General features: G+C 71.5%; 17 protein-coding genes. 6 read left to right on the top strand and 11 right to left on the bottom strand.

The features are described from left to right. The first annotated feature begins 65 nt into the window (after positions 1-65). Positions 66-818 carry an HAD family hydrolase gene (locus tag DFJ67_RS37455; RefSeq protein WP_239097141.1) on the top strand — a complete coding sequence of 251 codons (753 nt, stop codon included), beginning with the start codon at positions 66-68 and terminating at the stop codon, positions 816-818. Here the strand turns inward: DFJ67_RS37455 and DFJ67_RS37460 are convergent. The 6 genes from DFJ67_RS37460 to DFJ67_RS37485 all read right to left on the bottom strand — a co-directional run bounded on the left by DFJ67_RS37460 (position 805) and on the right by DFJ67_RS37485 (position 5444). Further along, positions 805-1719, bottom strand: coding sequence for a diacylglycerol kinase (locus tag DFJ67_RS37460; RefSeq protein WP_239097129.1), 915 nt, complete (start codon positions 1717-1719; stop codon positions 805-807). The two genes, DFJ67_RS37455 and DFJ67_RS37460, sit on opposite strands and share 14 nt — an antisense overlap. Before the next feature lie 44 nt (positions 1720-1763). Beyond that, on the bottom strand, positions 1764-2696 hold the full coding sequence (gene tatC, locus DFJ67_RS37465) for a twin-arginine translocase subunit TatC (RefSeq protein WP_239097128.1): 933 nt from the start codon (positions 2694-2696) through the stop codon (positions 1764-1766). Positions 2697-2717: 21 nt separating this feature from the next. Next, on the bottom strand, positions 2718-2990 hold the full coding sequence (gene tatA, locus DFJ67_RS37470; protein ID WP_116073768.1) for a Sec-independent protein translocase subunit TatA: 273 nt from the start codon (positions 2988-2990) through the stop codon (positions 2718-2720). 136 nt (positions 2991-3126) lie between these two features. Next, on the bottom strand, positions 3127-3378 hold the full coding sequence (locus DFJ67_RS37475) for a hypothetical protein (RefSeq protein WP_116073770.1): 252 nt from the start codon (positions 3376-3378) through the stop codon (positions 3127-3129). 10 nt (positions 3379-3388) lie between these two features. Further along, positions 3389-4387 (bottom strand): helix-turn-helix transcriptional regulator, encoded by a 999-nt coding sequence (locus DFJ67_RS37480; protein ID WP_116073772.1) that lies wholly within the window; start codon positions 4385-4387, stop codon positions 3389-3391. A gap of 70 nt (positions 4388-4457) precedes the next feature. Further along, the gene (locus tag DFJ67_RS37485; RefSeq protein WP_116073774.1) at positions 4458-5444 is read right to left on the bottom strand and encodes a helix-turn-helix transcriptional regulator; all 987 of its coding nucleotides are present in this window, start codon (positions 5442-5444) and stop codon (positions 4458-4460) included. 146 nt (positions 5445-5590) lie between these two features. Between DFJ67_RS37485 and DFJ67_RS37490 the strand changes: the two genes are divergently transcribed. After that, positions 5591-6544, top strand: coding sequence for a cation diffusion facilitator family transporter (locus DFJ67_RS37490; RefSeq protein ID WP_239097140.1), 954 nt, complete (start codon positions 5591-5593; stop codon positions 6542-6544). Positions 6545-6555: 11 nt separating this feature from the next. Further along, complete coding sequence (locus DFJ67_RS37495) at positions 6556-7680, top strand: DUF3866 family protein (RefSeq protein ID WP_116073776.1); 1125 nt, start codon at positions 6556-6558, stop codon at positions 7678-7680. Here DFJ67_RS37495 and DFJ67_RS37500 read toward each other — a convergent pair. From DFJ67_RS37500 to rfbA, 4 genes are all read right to left on the bottom strand, one after another. After that, positions 7627-7806, bottom strand: a complete 180-nt coding sequence (locus tag DFJ67_RS37500; RefSeq protein ID WP_116077111.1) for a hypothetical protein — start codon at positions 7804-7806, stop codon at positions 7627-7629. The genes DFJ67_RS37495 and DFJ67_RS37500 overlap by 54 nt on opposite strands. Positions 7807-7900: 94 nt before the next feature. Then, positions 7901-9259, bottom strand: a complete 1359-nt coding sequence (gene pafA / locus DFJ67_RS37505) for a Pup--protein ligase (protein ID WP_116073778.1) — start codon at positions 9257-9259, stop codon at positions 7901-7903. 89 nt (positions 9260-9348) lie between these two features. Continuing rightward, positions 9349-9960 carry a dTDP-4-dehydrorhamnose 3,5-epimerase gene (gene rfbC / locus DFJ67_RS37510; RefSeq protein WP_116073780.1) on the bottom strand — a complete coding sequence of 204 codons (612 nt, stop codon included), beginning with the start codon at positions 9958-9960 and terminating at the stop codon, positions 9349-9351. Then, positions 9957-10835: a glucose-1-phosphate thymidylyltransferase RfbA gene (gene rfbA / locus DFJ67_RS37515; RefSeq protein WP_116073782.1), complete on the bottom strand. Its 879-nt coding sequence runs from the start codon at positions 10833-10835 to the stop codon at positions 9957-9959. The genes rfbC and rfbA overlap by 4 nt, the downstream gene beginning before the upstream one ends. Before the next feature lie 47 nt (positions 10836-10882). Between rfbA and rfbB the strand changes: the two genes are divergently transcribed. The 3 genes from rfbB to DFJ67_RS37530 are packed head-to-tail and all read left to right on the top strand — an operon-like array spanning position 10883 to position 13366. Beyond that, the gene (gene rfbB, locus DFJ67_RS37520; RefSeq protein WP_116073784.1) at positions 10883-11869 is read left to right on the top strand and encodes a dTDP-glucose 4,6-dehydratase; all 987 of its coding nucleotides are present in this window, start codon (positions 10883-10885) and stop codon (positions 11867-11869) included. Beyond that, positions 11866-12732 (top strand): dTDP-4-dehydrorhamnose reductase, encoded by an 867-nt coding sequence (gene rfbD, locus DFJ67_RS37525; RefSeq protein WP_116073786.1) that lies wholly within the window; start codon positions 11866-11868, stop codon positions 12730-12732. Before rfbB ends, rfbD begins: the two co-directional genes overlap by 4 nt. Next, entirely contained in the window at positions 12722-13366 is a 645-nt protein-coding gene (locus DFJ67_RS37530; RefSeq protein ID WP_116073788.1) for a GNAT family N-acetyltransferase, read from the top strand. Before rfbD ends, DFJ67_RS37530 begins: the two co-directional genes overlap by 11 nt. Here the strand turns inward: DFJ67_RS37530 and DFJ67_RS37535 are convergent. Continuing rightward, positions 13363-13941 (bottom strand): redoxin domain-containing protein, encoded by a 579-nt coding sequence (locus DFJ67_RS37535; RefSeq protein WP_116073790.1) that lies wholly within the window; start codon positions 13939-13941, stop codon positions 13363-13365. The two genes, DFJ67_RS37530 and DFJ67_RS37535, sit on opposite strands and share 4 nt — an antisense overlap. Between the last annotated feature and the right edge of the window lie 20 nt (positions 13942-13961).

The raw sequence follows: 13961 nt of genomic DNA on the forward strand, positions 1-13961 counted from the left end.
GCGCCGACGCGGTAGGCCGTGCGGGACCCGCCAGGTAGGTCGTAGGTAAGGTCCTCGGCGTGCCATTGCCAGAACATGTGGAGCCGCCCAGTCCACGTGCGCCCGACGGCCCGGCCCACCAGGGCCGCTACCCCGTGGAGGCGGTGCTTTTCGACTTCCACGGCACCCTCGCGCAGGTGGAGGACCCGGTCGCGTGGGTCGCCGCCGCCGCCGTGGCCTGCGGTGCCACCCTCGATCGGGGTAAGGCGACCGTGCTCGCCGACCGCCTGGTCACCGCGGGACGGGCCGGTGGGCCGTTGCCGCACCGGGTGCCCGTGCACCTGGCCGAGGTGTGGGCCGACCGCGACCTCTACCCGCACGCGCACCGCGCGGCCTACGTCGGGCTCGCGGAGACCGTCAACACCGACATCGAGGGTCTGGCCGACGCCCTCTACGACCGGTTGCTCGGCGCCGACGGCTGGCTCCCCTACGCCGACACGGCCGAGTCTCTGAAGGCGCTGCGCGCCGCCGGGGTGCCGGTGGCCGTCGTCAGCAACGTCGGCTTCGACATCCGGCCGCACTTCGAGGCCTGGGGGCTGGCCGAACTCGTCGACGCGTTCGTGCTCTCCTACGAGGTCGGCCGCTGCAAACCGGACCCGGCGATCTTCCTGCGGGCCTGCGGTGCGCTCGGCGTCGATCCGGAGCGGGCGCTGATGGTCGGCGACACGCCGGCCGACGCCGGTGCCGTGCGCGCCGGGCTGGCCGCCCTGGTGCTGCCCGCCGGTGACCCCGGCACCATCAACGGACTGGCGGCCGCGGTCGCGCTCAGCCGGCGTTAGCCCGCAGAACCCGGAGCGCACCGGGTACGCAGTCCACCCGCACCGGCAGGGCCGCGACGCGCTCGCCGTCGGCGTACCCGATGATGCCCTCCGCTTCGATCTCGACGCTCGTGGCGCGATAGGTGCTGACCGCGGGGTGGGTCACGTGGGTGCCGGCGTAGATCCGGGGCTTGACCCGCACCAGCGTCGTGCGGCTGATCGGCCCGACCACGGTGACGTCGAGCAGTCCGTCGGTCGGGTCGGCGTCGGGGCCGATCCGCATGCCGCCGCCGTAGCTGCCGCCGTTGGACACCGCGACCAGCACCGCGTCGCGTTCCTGAACGACGCCGTCGAGGCTGATCCGGTAGTGCCGGGCGCGCAGCCGGGCCAACTCGACCAGGATCGCCAGGTCGTAGCGGATCGGGCCGCGCGGCCAGCGCATCCGGTTGCCGCGTTCGTTGACGATCGCGTCGAAGCCAGCCGCGAGCACCCCGCCGAACCAGCGGACCGTGCCGTCGGCGGCGGTGAGCCGGGCCAGGTCGACCTCGGTGTCACTCGCGGAGGTGACGGCCGCGACGATCTTCGAGAGGGCGGCGTGCGGTTCGGCCGTGAAGCCGGCGGCGACGGCGAAGTCGTTGCCGGTGCCGGCCGGAACGATGCCGAGCGGCACCCCGGAGCCGGCGAGCGCCTGTAGAGCCAGATGGACGGTGCCGTCGCCGCCGACCACGACGAGCGCGGCGGCACCGCCGGCGACCGCGGCCGCGCAGGCGGCCCGGGCCTCATCGGCGGTGTGCGCGTCGAGCACCTCGACCGGGCGGCCGGTGCCGCGCAGCCGCTCCAGCACGACGGGCAGCAGCCCCCGGTGCCGACCTCGTCCCGCAGTGGGGTTGGCCAGCACCGAGAGCGGCCCGTCGATCTTCACGGCGGCACCCTACACGCAGGCAGGGCCCCTGTGGATCATCCAGATCAGGTGATGTCGTCGTCGAACCGGCGGTCGATCGGCAGCGGTGCGGCCACCGGGCCGATCGGCTCGACCGGCGCACCCGCGCCGACCGGCTCGCGGTCGTCTTCGAGCTGCGAGATCTGGTCGTCGTCGAGGCCGGCGTAGATCTCCTTGCCGCGCCCACGCCTCCGGTCGTTGACGAAGGCGATGCCGACCGCGCCGAAGTAGAGCAGGCTGAGGCAGGCGCCGAGCGCGGTCATGCCGAACGGGTCCGGCGTCGGCGTGACGACGGCGGAGAACAGGAAGAACACGAAAACGGCGACCCGCCACCAGCTGAGCAGCCGCTTCGCGCTCGCCACGCCGACGAAGTTGAGCATCAGGACGATGAGCGGGAACTCGAACGCCACCCCGAAGATGAGCAGCATGTTGGTGACGAACGAGATGTAGCGGGTGACCTCGAGCTGTTGCTCCACGCCGGTGACGCCCGATTGCAAAAGGAAGTGCAGGCCCTTGGCAACGACGAAGTAGGCCAGCACGGCGCCGGCCATGAACAGCGGCGCCGCCAGGGCGACGAAGAAGTAGGCGTATTTGCGCTCGTGGCGGTGCAGCCCCGGCGCGATGAACGCCCAGAGCTGGTAGAGCCAGACCGGCGACGCGACGATCAGGCCGATCCACAGCGACAGCTTGAGCTTGAGCAGGAAGCCGTCGGCCGCGCCGAGTTGCAGGAACTTGACCTGGTCACAGGGCACGGTGAACTGCGCGCAGTAAGGCTGCTTGAGGATGCCGTAGACGAAGTCGGCGAGCAGGTAGCCGACGATGAGCCCGGCCAGCAGCGCCAGCGACGCCTTGAACAGCCGGTTGCGCAGCTCGCGGATGTGCTCGATCAGCGTCATCGAGCCATCGGAGGCCCGCTGAAACTCGGTCGGCCCCTTACGGCGCAGGGAGATGGCGGCCATGACCGGAGGAGGTCTCCCTCGTCAGATCACGTCGCGCGAGCGCTGCACCGGATCGACGACCGGCGGCGGCGAGGCCTGCACCGGAGGAAGTGGCTGGCGAGCGGCCTGCGCGTCGGCCTTCTCGTTGAGGTCGTCGTCGCTCTTGCCGTCGTCGACCAGGCCCTTCGTCTCTGCCTTGATGATGCGCAGGGAGCGGCCGAGGGAGCGGGACGCGTCCGGAAGCCGCTTCGCGCCGAAGAGCAGAATCAGCAGGACCACGAGGACGGCGATATGCCAAGGCCTGACGGCGCCCATGGGAACTCCAAAGTCGATCAGCTAACGGGGTGACGTGACTATCCTACGGGTGACACCGGCCCGCGCCACTGCCCGGGAGACCTCAATAGCCGGTGAAGGTTGGTCGACATCGGGTAGGACGCCGACAATTAGGGCGTCACGCCCGACCGCGAGCCGCCTTGATCACTTCAATGCGTTGCTGCGTGACCACGGTCTGTTGCCGCACCGACTCCGCACGCTCCTGCAACACGGCCAGCTCGTCGCCGAGGGCCTGGGCCCTGGCCTGACGGTCTTCGAGCCGGCGCAGCGCGCGGGCCAGCTCGGGCAGGCGGGCGAGCACCGCGCGGGCGGCCAGGGCCAGCACGAGCAGGCCGAGCACCGCAACGCCGATCACGATCCAGAGCACCACGGCGGACAGCCTAGATGGTTTCGGGGACCGGCGCCGCGTACGCGTCGAGAGCCGCCGTGGCGGCGCCCCGCACCCGCTCGACCAGCTCGGGCGGTGACACGGCCGTCGCGTCGGGGCCGAGGCCGAGCACGAAGCGCTGCGCCCAGGCCAGGTCGGTGACCCGCAGCGAGACCACCCACTCGTCGGGCTCGGCCGGGTCGGGCCGCACGTCTTCACACGGGTAGTACTCGGTGATCCACCGACCGCCGCGGCCCACCTTGAGGGTGACCAGCGGCAGCTCGGCGCCGGGCGTGAAGACCCCGTCGCTGACGTCGTGCAGCTCGGCGGTGTGCGGCGGCGCGGCCGGCTCGTCGAGCTCGACCAACGCGTCGATCCGGTCGGCCCGGAACAGCCGGACCGCCTCGACCCGCCGGCACCACGCCTCGACGTAGGCCCGGCCCTCGACCATCAGCAGCCGGATCGGGTCGATCACCCGCTCGGTGGTCTGGTCGCGGGTCTGCGCGTAGTAGGTGATCCGCAGCGCCCGGCCCCGCTCGACGGCGCCGCGCAGCGTGGCCAGCCGATCGTCGCTGCCCGGCATCCGCACCGCGACCGGCGCGTCGGCCAGGTCGCCGGCGGCATTCTCGATCTTGGCCAGGGCCCGCTCGATCGCGTCGCGGTTGGCCATCCCCGGCGTCTCGGCGAGCATCCGCAGCGCGACGACGAGCGCCAGCGCCTCGTCGGGGGTCAGCCGCAGCGGCCGGTCGATGCCGGCGTCGTAGGTGATCGTCACCCGGTCGCCGTCGAACGCCATGTCGATCAGGTCGCCCGGGCCGTAGCCGGGCAGCCCGCAGACCCACAGCAGCTCGAGGTCTTCGCGGAGCTGGCGCTCGGTCACGCCCAGGTCGCCGGCCGCCTGGGCCACCTCGATGCCAGGCCGGGCGAGCAGATAGGGCACGAGGTTGAGCAGCCGACCGAGCCGGTCAGCACTGGGCCGCACCGCGGGCCCCCGCCCGAACGGCGCGGTCATGCGTGCGCCTCGCTTCGCTCGGCGGGGCGTGCCCGCAGGCCACTGAGCCGGCTGCGCTCGCTTCGCTCGCTCATGCGTGCACCGGGGTGTCGTGGCGGGCCGCGGTCTCCTTGAGTCGCTGGATCACCGCTTCGCGCACCTCGGGCGGCTCGACCACTCGCACGTCGGGGCCGTAGCCGACGAGTTGGGTGGCGATGAAGTCAACGTCGGCGTAGCGCAGCACGACCCGGTCGACCTCGGGCCCCGGCGTCGTCTCCTGCGCCCAGCGCCGCAGCCCGGCCGCCCGGCCCTTGCGGACCAGCACGGTGGTGCGGCCGGTGCGCTCGATCGGCCCGCTGAACCGGGCGACGTAGCTGATCAGGTCGAGGTCGCGGGGCGGCTGGTAGGCGCCCGGCCGGCCGGTGAGCCGGACCCCGCCGACCACCCGGGAGAGCCGGAAGCAGCGCGGCGCGTTGCGGTCGAGGTCGTGGCCCACCACATACCACCGGCCCCGCCAGCACACCACCCCCCACGGCTGGAGGCGGCGGCTGGTCGGGCCGTCCTGCTCGGGCACCCGGTAGTCGAAGGCCACCGTGCGCCGGTCGCGGGCGGCCGCGGTCAGCGGCGCGAAGGTGGGGTCGACCCGGACGATCGGCTCGACGCCCAGGGTCGCCTGCGGGTCGACGTCGACGCCGGCGGCGCGCAGCTTGGCCAGCCCCGACGACGCGGCGGCGGCCAGGCCGGCGTGCTGCCAGAGCCGGCCGGCGATGCCCACGGCGGCGGCCTCGTCGGGCGCCAGCGGGATGTCGGGCAGCGCGTAGTCGCGCCGCGCGATGCGGTAGCCGGGCTCGGTGTCGAAGGCGCTGGCGACCCCGGTTTCGAGCGGAACGCCCAGCTCACGCAGTTCGGACTTGTCGCGCTCGAACTTGCGCTGGAAGGCCTCGTGGTCCTTGGGATCCTCGGGGTCGTGTTCGTAGCCGGGAACGGTCGCGGCGATCTGCGCGGCGGTCAGGAACCGTCGCGTGGACAGCAGGCAGATCACCAGGTTGACCAGGCGCTCGGTGCGGGTCCGCGACACTCCCAAGACGCTAGCAGTGTTGGTACGCGTGTGCGCACACCCGTGCGGGGCATAGCCTGACCATCGTGACCTCGGAAGACCCCGACCGCCCGTCCGACTACGACGACGTGGAGCTGGAGGGCGAGCCCGAGGTTGGGCACGCCGCGATCCCCGACCAGGACGACGAGGCGTCGGAGTCCGTCCTCACGGTGATCATCGCCGGCCTCGCCAACCTCGCGATCGCCGTGGCGAAGTTCGTCGCCGGCCTGCTGACCGGCTCGGCGTCGCTGCTCTCCGAGGCCGCCCACTCGGTCGCCGACACCACGACCGAGGTGCTGCTCTACACGGCGCTGCGGCGCGGCGCGAAGGACCCCGACGACCGGCACCCCTTCGGCTACGGCAAGGAGAGCTACGTCTGGGCGTTCATCGCCGCGCTGTTCACCTTTGTCGCCGGTGCCGGTTTCTCGATCTACCACGGCACCGAGACGATCCTGCACGGTGAAGACATCGGCGACTTCATCGTCGGCTACATCGTGCTGGCCGTCTCGGCGGTCCTGGAGGGCATCTCCTTCTACCGGGCGCTGCGCCAGGTGCGCGGCGAGGCCACCCGCTGGCGCACCTCGCCCTTCCGCTTCCTGCGGGCGACCCCGGACACCGCCGTCAAGGCGGTCTTCCTCGAGGACAGCGCGGCCCTGATCGGCCTCGCGCTGGCCGCCGCCGGCCTGGGCCTGACCGAGGCCACCGGCGACCCGGTCTGGGACGGCGTCGCGTCGATCGGCATCGGCGTGCTGCTGCTGATCGTGGCGGCCACCCTCTCGGCGGCCAACGTCTCGCTGCTGGTCGGCCGGTCCGTCCCGCGCCGCCTGCACCTGCGGTTGCGCCAGGAACTGTCCGCGGTGCCCACCGTCGACCGCGTCCACCAGTTGCTGACCATGCAACTCGGCCCCGACGACGTGCTGGTCGCCGCCAAGGTCGACTTCGACGACACGGCAACCGGGGCGGCCATCGAGGCCGCCGCCGACGAGGCCGAACGCCGCTTGATCAGCATCTACCCGTCGATCCGCTACGTGTTCCTCGACCCGACCCGGCGCCGCGCGGGACGCGACGAGGACGACCGGTAACCTTTCCTGCCATGGTCAGATGGCGCTCCGGTGTGGTCGCGGAGGTGCGGCGACGCTGGCGCGGCGCCGTGGAACTGTCGGTCACCGTCGACGGGTCGGTGACCCGGGCCCTGGCCTACCCCGCGCTGGTCGGCGAGCCCGAGCCGGGCGACCGGGTGCTGCTCAACGTCAACGCCCAGTTGATGGGCCTCGGCACCGGCGGCTACGCGCTGGTCGTGGCGCTGCCCGACCGGTTGCCCGCCGACCCGCCGGGCACCGGCACCGACCGCATGGACGGCCACGTGGTCAAGGCCCGCTACACCCCGTTGCAGGCGATCGTGCGCGGTGTCGAGGAGCCGTCGTCGCCGCACCACGCCGCGATCGCGGCCGCCGAGACGCTGGGCGGCATGCCGGTGGTCACCGCCGACCTGCACTCGGCCCTGCCCGCGGTGGTCGCCGGCATCCACGCCGACCACCCCGACACGCGGATCGCCTACGTGATGACCGACGGCGGCGCGCTGCCGGCGTGGTTCTCCCGCACCCTCGACGGCTTGCGCGACCGGCTGGCCGGCACGGTCACGGTCGGTCAGGCGTTCGGCGGCGACCTGGAGTCGGTCACGACCCACAGCGGGCTGCTCGCGGCCCGCTACGCGCTCGGCGCCGACATCGCGATCGTGGCGCAGGGGCCGGGCAACCTGGGCGCGGGGCTGCCCTGGGCGTTCTCCGGCGTCGCGGTCGGCGAGGCGGTCAACGCGACCGGCGTGCTGGGCGGCCGGGCGGTCGGCGCGCTGCGGATCTCCGCGGCCGATCCACGGGAGCGGCACCAGGGGATCTCCCACCACAGCCTGACGGCGTACGGGCGGGTCGCGCTCGCACCCTGCGACCTGCCGCTGCCCGACGGCCTGACGCCGGGGCTGGCGGCCCGGGTGGAGGCGCAGCTCGGCGACCTGTCGGTGCGGCACCGGATCGTGCGGGTGGCCACCGAGGGTCTCGACGCGGCGCTGCGGGCCTCACCCGTGCCGCTGTCGACGATGGGCCGCGGCCTCGACGCCGACTACGGCTATTTCCTCACCGCGGCCGCCGCGGGCCGGCACGCGGCCCAGCTAGTCGTTGAGGAAGATCAGCAACAGCCAGCCGGCGAGCACGGCGCCCAGTAGGACCGCCAGCACCCAGGTGGGCACCCGGTAGTCGCCCCGGCGGTTGCGCTCGACTTCCTCGATCACCTTTTGCCGGCGCTTCTGCAGCCAGCCCTGCTTGATCACGTCGGGGCGCGTCTCGGGCATGGACAGCCCGGCCCGGCGTGCGGCCGTGGCGTCGGGCGCGTCGTCGCGCTGCTGGTGGTGGACGCTCATGGTGCCCAGAGACTACCCGGACGCGTCACATGCTCGCGATCAGCCGCTCGACCCGTTCGTCGTAGGCCCGGAACGGGTCCTTGCACAGGACCGTGCGCTGGGCCTGGTCGTTGAGCTTGAGGTGCACCCAGTCGACGGTGAAGTCGCGGCGCTTCTCCTGGGCGTGCCGGATGAACTCGCCGCGCAGCCGCGCCCGGGTGGTCTGCGGCGGGGTCTCCTTGGCCTCGAAGATCTCCAGGTCGGTGGCGACCCGGTCGACCTGGCCGCGCTTCTCCATCAGCCCGTAGAGCCCGCGCCCACGCCGCAGGTCGTGGTAGGCGAGGTCCATCTGCGCGATCCGGGGGTGGGACAGGGGGAGGTCGAACTTGTCCTGGTAGCGCTCGATCAGCCGCAGCTTGGTCACCCAGTCGATCTCGCGCGACACCGGCTCGAGGTCACCGGTCTCGATCGCCCGGAGCACCCGGCCCCACAGCTCGACGACCCGCTTGGCGGTCTGGTCGCCGCCCCGGCGCTCGACGAACTCGGTCGCCTTCGACAGGTATTCCTGCTGGATCTCGAGGCCGCTGATCTCCTTGTTGTTGGCGAGGCGGACCTTGCGCCGGCCGGTCACGTCGTGCGAGACCTCGCGGATCGCCCGGATCGGGTTTTCCAGCGAGAGGTCGCGCATGACCACGCCGGCCTCGATCATCCGCAGCACGATGTCGGCGGTGCCGACCTTGAGCAGCGTGGTGACCTCGTTCATGTTGCTGTCGCCGACGATCACGTGCAGCCGGCGGTAGCGCTCGGCGTCGGCGTGCGGCTCGTCGCGGGTGTTGATGATCGGCCGGGAGCGGGTGGTCGCCGAGGAGACGCCCTCCCAGATGTGCTCGGCCCGCTGCGACAGGCAGTAGACCGCACCGCGCGGGGTCTGGAGCACCTTGCCGGCGCCGCAGATGAGCTGCCGGGTGACCAGGAACGGGATCAGCACGTCGGCCAGGCGGCCGAACTCGCCGTGCCGGGACACGAGGTAGTTCTCGTGGCAGCCGTAGGAGTTGCCGGCCGAGTCGGTGTTGTTCTTGAAGAGATAGATCTCGCCCGCGATGCCCTCGTCGTGCAGCCGCTTCTCGGCGTCGACCAGCAGCCCCTCGAGAATCCGCTCGCCGGCCCGGTCGTGTGCGACCAGGTCGGCCACCGAGTCGCACTCGGGCGTGGCGTATTCGGGGTGGGATCCGACATCGAGGTAGAGACGCGCGCCGTTGCGCAGGAACACGTTGCTCGATCGGCCCCACGACACCACCCGCCGGAACAGGTAGCGCGCCACCTCATCCGGGGACAGCCGGCGCTGCCCGCGGTAGGTGCAGGTGACGCCGTATTCCGTTTCGAGCCCGAAGATTCGCCGCTCCATAGCAAGACACTAGCCGGCAAAACCCATCGGTGGTCAGTGCCGCGACGCCCGGTCATCTTCGCGATGGCCGAAAACATTCATGGCGTACGTTAGACGCCCGGTTCGTCTGGTTTTCGGGAGCGGAGGTACGCCCGGCAGGTCTCGTAGTCCGGCAACAGCCCGGCCGCCTTGGCCTCCGCGAGCGACGGGGCCGCCTCGTCACGGGCCGACAGGATCGGCACCGCGGTCGGCCACTCGATGGCCAACTCCGGGTCGAGCGGGTGAACGGTGTGCTCGCCCGCCGGGTTGTAGCCGGTCGAGCAGAGATAGGCCAGCGTCGCGTCGTCGGTCAGCGCACAGAAGCCGTGGCCGAGCCCCTCGGGGAGATAGACCGCCCGCCGATCGACGTCGTCGAGGCGGACCGCCTCCCACTGGCCGAAGGTCGGAGAGCCGACCCGGATGTCGACCACCACGTCGACCACGGCGCCGCGCACGCAGGTGACCCACTTGGCCTGCCCCGGTGGCACGTCGGCGAAATGGACGCCACGGACCACACCACGGGCGGAGACCGACATGTTGGCCTGGGCCAGGGTGAAGGGGTGGCCGGTCACGCCCTCGAACGTCTCGGCCTTGAACCACTCCAGGAACAGTCCGCGCGGGTCGCCGTGCTGCTGCGGGGTGACCTCCACTGCGCCCTCGATGCCCAGCTCACGGGTCTTCATGCGTTTTCCGCCTTCTCGGCCAGGAGGCTCAACAGGTAGTCGCCGTAGCCGCTCTTGGTGAGCGGGCCGGCCAGGTCGCGCAGGGTGGCGTCGTCGATCAGCCCGGCGCGCCAGGCCACCTCCTCGACACAGCCGATCTTGAGGCCCTGCCGTTCTTCGATCACGCGGACGTAGTCGGCGGCCTGCATCATCGAGGTGAACGTGCCGGTGTCGAGCCAGGCGGTGCCCCGGTCGAGCACGGTCACGGTCAACTCGCCCCACTCGCGGTAGGCCTCGTTGACCGCGGTGATCTCCAACTCGCCCCGGTCGCTCGGCTTGAGCCCCTTGGCGATCTCCACGACCCGGTTGTCGTAGAAATACAGGCCGGGTACGGCGTACCGCGACTTGGGTTTGACCGGTTTCTCCTCGATCGAGAGCACCTTGCCGTCGGCGTCGAACTCGACGACGCCGTACTCCCGGGGATTGGCCACCGGATAGGCGAAGACGCGGCCGCCGACCAGCGGGCTGGTGTCGCCAAGCTGACGGCCCAGGCCGCCGCCGTGGAAGATGTTGTCGCCGAGGATCAGGGCCACCGACTCGTCGCCGATGAACTCCTCGCCGAGCAGGAACGCCTGGGCGATCCCCTCCGGCCGGGCCTGCGCCTTGTATCGCAGCTTGAGCCCGAACTGGCTGCCGTCACCCAGCAGCCGGCGGAACTGCGCCTGGTCGTCGGGCGTGGTGATGATCAGGATCTCGTCGATCCCGGCCATCACCAGCGTGGAGAGCGGGTAATAGATCATCGGCTTGTCGAAGATCGGCATGAGCTGCTTCGACACGGCCATCGTGATCGGCCACAACCGCGATCCTGTGCCGCCAGCCAGAAGAATCCCTCGCACGGCGGGCAGCCTACTGGGTGGTGCCCGTCGCGTAGACTCCGGAACCCGTGAGGATCCTCGTGACCGGCGGCGCCGGGTTCATCGGTTCGGAATACGTCCGCATGCTGCTGACCCCGGGGTCGGGGCCCGACCTGGCACCGAGCGCGGTGACGGTGCTCGACAAGTTGACCTACTCGGGCAACCGGGCCAACCTCGCGCCGGTCGCCGCCGACCCCCGGCTGCGCTTCGTCGAGGGCGACATCTGCGACGTCGCGCTGGTCGACGAGGTGGTCCGCGACCACGACGTGATCGTGCACTTCGCGGCCGAGTCCCACGTGGACCGGTCGATCGACGGCGCCGGCGTCTTCGTGACGACCAACGTGCTCGGCACCCAGACGCTGCTCGACGCGGCCCTGCGGCACGGCACCGGCCGGTTCGTCCACGTCTCGACCGACGAGGTCTACGGGTCGATCGATGACGGATCTTGGACAGAGGATTGGCCGCTGGCGCCCAACTCGCCCTATTCGGCGTCGAAGGCCGGCTCCGACCTGCTGGCGCTGGCCTACCACCGCACCCACGGCATGGACGTCGTCGTCACCCGCTGCTCCAACAACTACGGGCACTACCAGTTCCCGGAGAAGGTCATCCCGCTGTTCGTGACCAACCTGCTCGACGGCGGCACGGTGCCCCTCTACGGCGACGGCGGCAACGTCCGCGACTGGCTGCACGTGCACGACCACTGCGTCGGCATCGCGCTGGTGCAGGACAAGGGCCGGGCCGGCGAGGTCTACCACATCGGCGGCGGCACCGAGCTGACCAACAAGGAGCTCACCGAGCGGCTGTTGGAGGCGTGCGGCGCGTCCTGGGACCAGGTCGTGCCGGTGGCCGACCGCAAGGGCCACGACCGCCGCTACTCGCTGTCCATTGCCAAGATCCAGAGCGAGCTCGGGTACGCGCCGAGCGTCGACCTCGACCGCGGGCTCGCCGCGACCGTGGCCTGGTACAAGGAGAACCGCTCGTGGTGGGAGCCGCTGAAGGCGGCCGCGGCCCGATGACCAAGGTCCTGGTGACCGGCGCCGGCGGCATGCTGGGGTCGGATCTGGTCTCGGTGCTGTCCGCGTCGCCCGCGTTCACGGTCTCCGCCGCCCGGCGTGCGGATCTCGACGTGACCGACCCGGCGGCGGTGGCCTCGGCGGTGCCCGGGCACGACCTGGTGATCAACGCGGCCGCGTGGACCGACGTCGACGGCGCCGAGACCGCCGAGGATGCGGCGACGGCCCTCAACGGGACGGCCGTTTCTTTCCTGGCAACGGCGTGCGCCGCTTCGGGCGCCCGGTTGATCCACGTGTCCACCGACTATGTGCTGTCCGGGTCGGCGTCCGCGCCCTACCCGGAGTCGGCGCCGCCCTCCCCCGTCAACGCCTACGGTCGCAGCAAGCTGGTCGGCGAGCAGGCCGTCCTGTCGCTGCTGCCGTCGTCGGGCTACGTGGTCCGCACGGCCTGGCTCTACGGCGAGCACGGCAACAGCTTCCCGGCGACGATGCTGCGGCTGGCGGCTGCCCGCGAGACCCTCGACGTGGTCGACGACCAGCGCGGTCAGCCGACCTGGTCGCTCGAGCTGGCGCGGCAACTGGTCGCGCTGGCCGCCGCGCCGTCGGCGCCCGCCGGCATCTACCACGGCACGGCTTCCGGTGCGACCACCTGGTTCGGCTTCGCGCGGGCGGTTTTCGAGCTGTCCGGGCTCGACCCGGCGCGGATCCGCCCGACGACCAGCGCCGCTTTCGTCCGGCCGGCACCGCGACCGGCGTACAGCGTGCTGGGTCATGATCGATGGTCTTCCGCGGGTTTGTCGCCCATGGCCGACTGGCGCGATTCGCTGTCGGCGGCGGTGGCGGCCGGAGCGGTCCGTGCTCGCTGAGCACTGGCCGCTGTTCGGCCTGCGGATCCAGGTAGGCGCGGTCGAGCTGCGGCTGCCCACCGACGCCGAGCTGCCGGTGTTGGCTTCCGTCGCCGCGGAGGGCGTGCAGAAGTCCGGCGCGCGCACGTTCCTGACCCCGTGGACCGACCTACCGCCGGCGGAACGGGCCCGGTGGGTCATCCAGTCGGCGTGGTCGGGCCGCGGTGAATGGACCCCGGAGAACTGGTATCTCGGCCTGGGCGTGTTCGCCGACGGTGTGCCGATCGGCGTGCAGAGCCTGCGGGCGTCGTCGTTCGCGCTGCTCCGCGAGGTCGCCACGTCGTCCTGGCTGGGGCTCGGCCACCAGGGCGGCGGGATCGGCACGGCGATGCGGCACGCGGTGCTGCACCTGGCGTTCGCCGGCCTGTCCGCGACCGACGCGGTGACGGCGTCGTTCGTCGACAACCCGGCCCCGATCGGTGTGTCCCGCAAGCTCGGCTACACCGACGACGGCATCACCCGCGACCTGCTGCACGGCGACGTCGTGGTCTCCCAGCGGCTGCGGCTGACCCGCGAGCGCTGGGCGGCGCTCGACCGGCCACCGGTCACGATGACGGGCCTCGCGCCCTGCCTGCCACTGTTCGGCCTGACCTAGCTCTTCGCTTTCCGGTCGTACCCGTGGAACTTGGAGCGGTCGCCGGCATCCCAGGCCGCACGTAGCCCAGGCGTGGCCAGGTCCCAGTCGGGCCGGATCTCGCTGGTCGCCTGCCGCAGATCGCGCCAGAGGTCGTCGAGCGACGGCCGCCCCCAGAACCAGTAGCCGTTGTAGACACTGTGGACGATCAGCCCCTGCTTGAGCACCAGGGTGTGCGGGATCATCGGGTTGTTCTCGGGGTCGGTGTATTCCTGGATGTCGAGGTCCTGCTGCACCGTGCGGCCCGGGTCGGACAGAAACGTCCAGTGCGCACCCACCGACGCCCGGAACTCCTGCATCGTGTGGTGGTCGTCGGTGATGATCGTGGCGATCTGGGTGTAGGCCACGTCGACCTTCGACTGGAACGACGCCAGGTCGAGATGCTGCTGGTGTTCCTTCGGGCAATAGTGGCCCCGGGCCAGCGTGAGGATCATCGGGTCGTCGCCCTGGAGTTCGCTCAGCCGGCGGACGGTGCCGGTCTGGTCGGGCAGCGCGTAGTCAGGAAAAACGCCGCCCGTGATGATGTCACTACGCATGGCGAAACTGTCGCAGGCCG

The sequence above is a fragment of the Asanoa ferruginea genome (assembly GCF_003387075.1).
Lineage (GTDB): Bacteria > Actinomycetota > Actinomycetes > Mycobacteriales > Micromonosporaceae > Asanoa > Asanoa ferruginea.

Excerpts from the sequence above, each read along its gene's own strand:
- DFJ67_RS37500 (WP_116077111.1), bottom strand. The coding sequence starts at position 7,806 with ATGCCCGAGACGCGCCCCGACGTGATCAAGCAGGGCTGGCTGCAGAAG.
- tatA (WP_116073768.1), bottom strand. The coding sequence starts at position 2,990 with ATGGGCGCCGTCAGGCCTTGGCATATCGCCGTCCTCGTGGTCCTGCTG.
- rfbC (WP_116073780.1), bottom strand. The coding sequence starts at position 9,960 with ATGAAGACCCGTGAGCTGGGCATCGAGGGCGCAGTGGAGGTCACCCCG.
- DFJ67_RS37495 (WP_116073776.1), top strand. The coding sequence starts at position 6,556 with ATGGTCAGATGGCGCTCCGGTGTGGTCGCGGAGGTGCGGCGACGCTGG.
- pafA (WP_116073778.1), bottom strand. The coding sequence starts at position 9,259 with ATGGAGCGGCGAATCTTCGGGCTCGAAACGGAATACGGCGTCACCTGC.
- DFJ67_RS37480 (WP_116073772.1), bottom strand. The coding sequence starts at position 4,387 with ATGACCGCGCCGTTCGGGCGGGGGCCCGCGGTGCGGCCCAGTGCTGAC.
- tatC (WP_239097128.1), bottom strand. The coding sequence starts at position 2,696 with ATGGCCGCCATCTCCCTGCGCCGTAAGGGGCCGACCGAGTTTCAGCGG.
- rfbD (WP_116073786.1), top strand. The coding sequence starts at position 11,866 with ATGACCAAGGTCCTGGTGACCGGCGCCGGCGGCATGCTGGGGTCGGAT.
- DFJ67_RS37535 (WP_116073790.1), bottom strand. The coding sequence starts at position 13,941 with ATGCGTAGTGACATCATCACGGGCGGCGTTTTTCCTGACTACGCGCTG.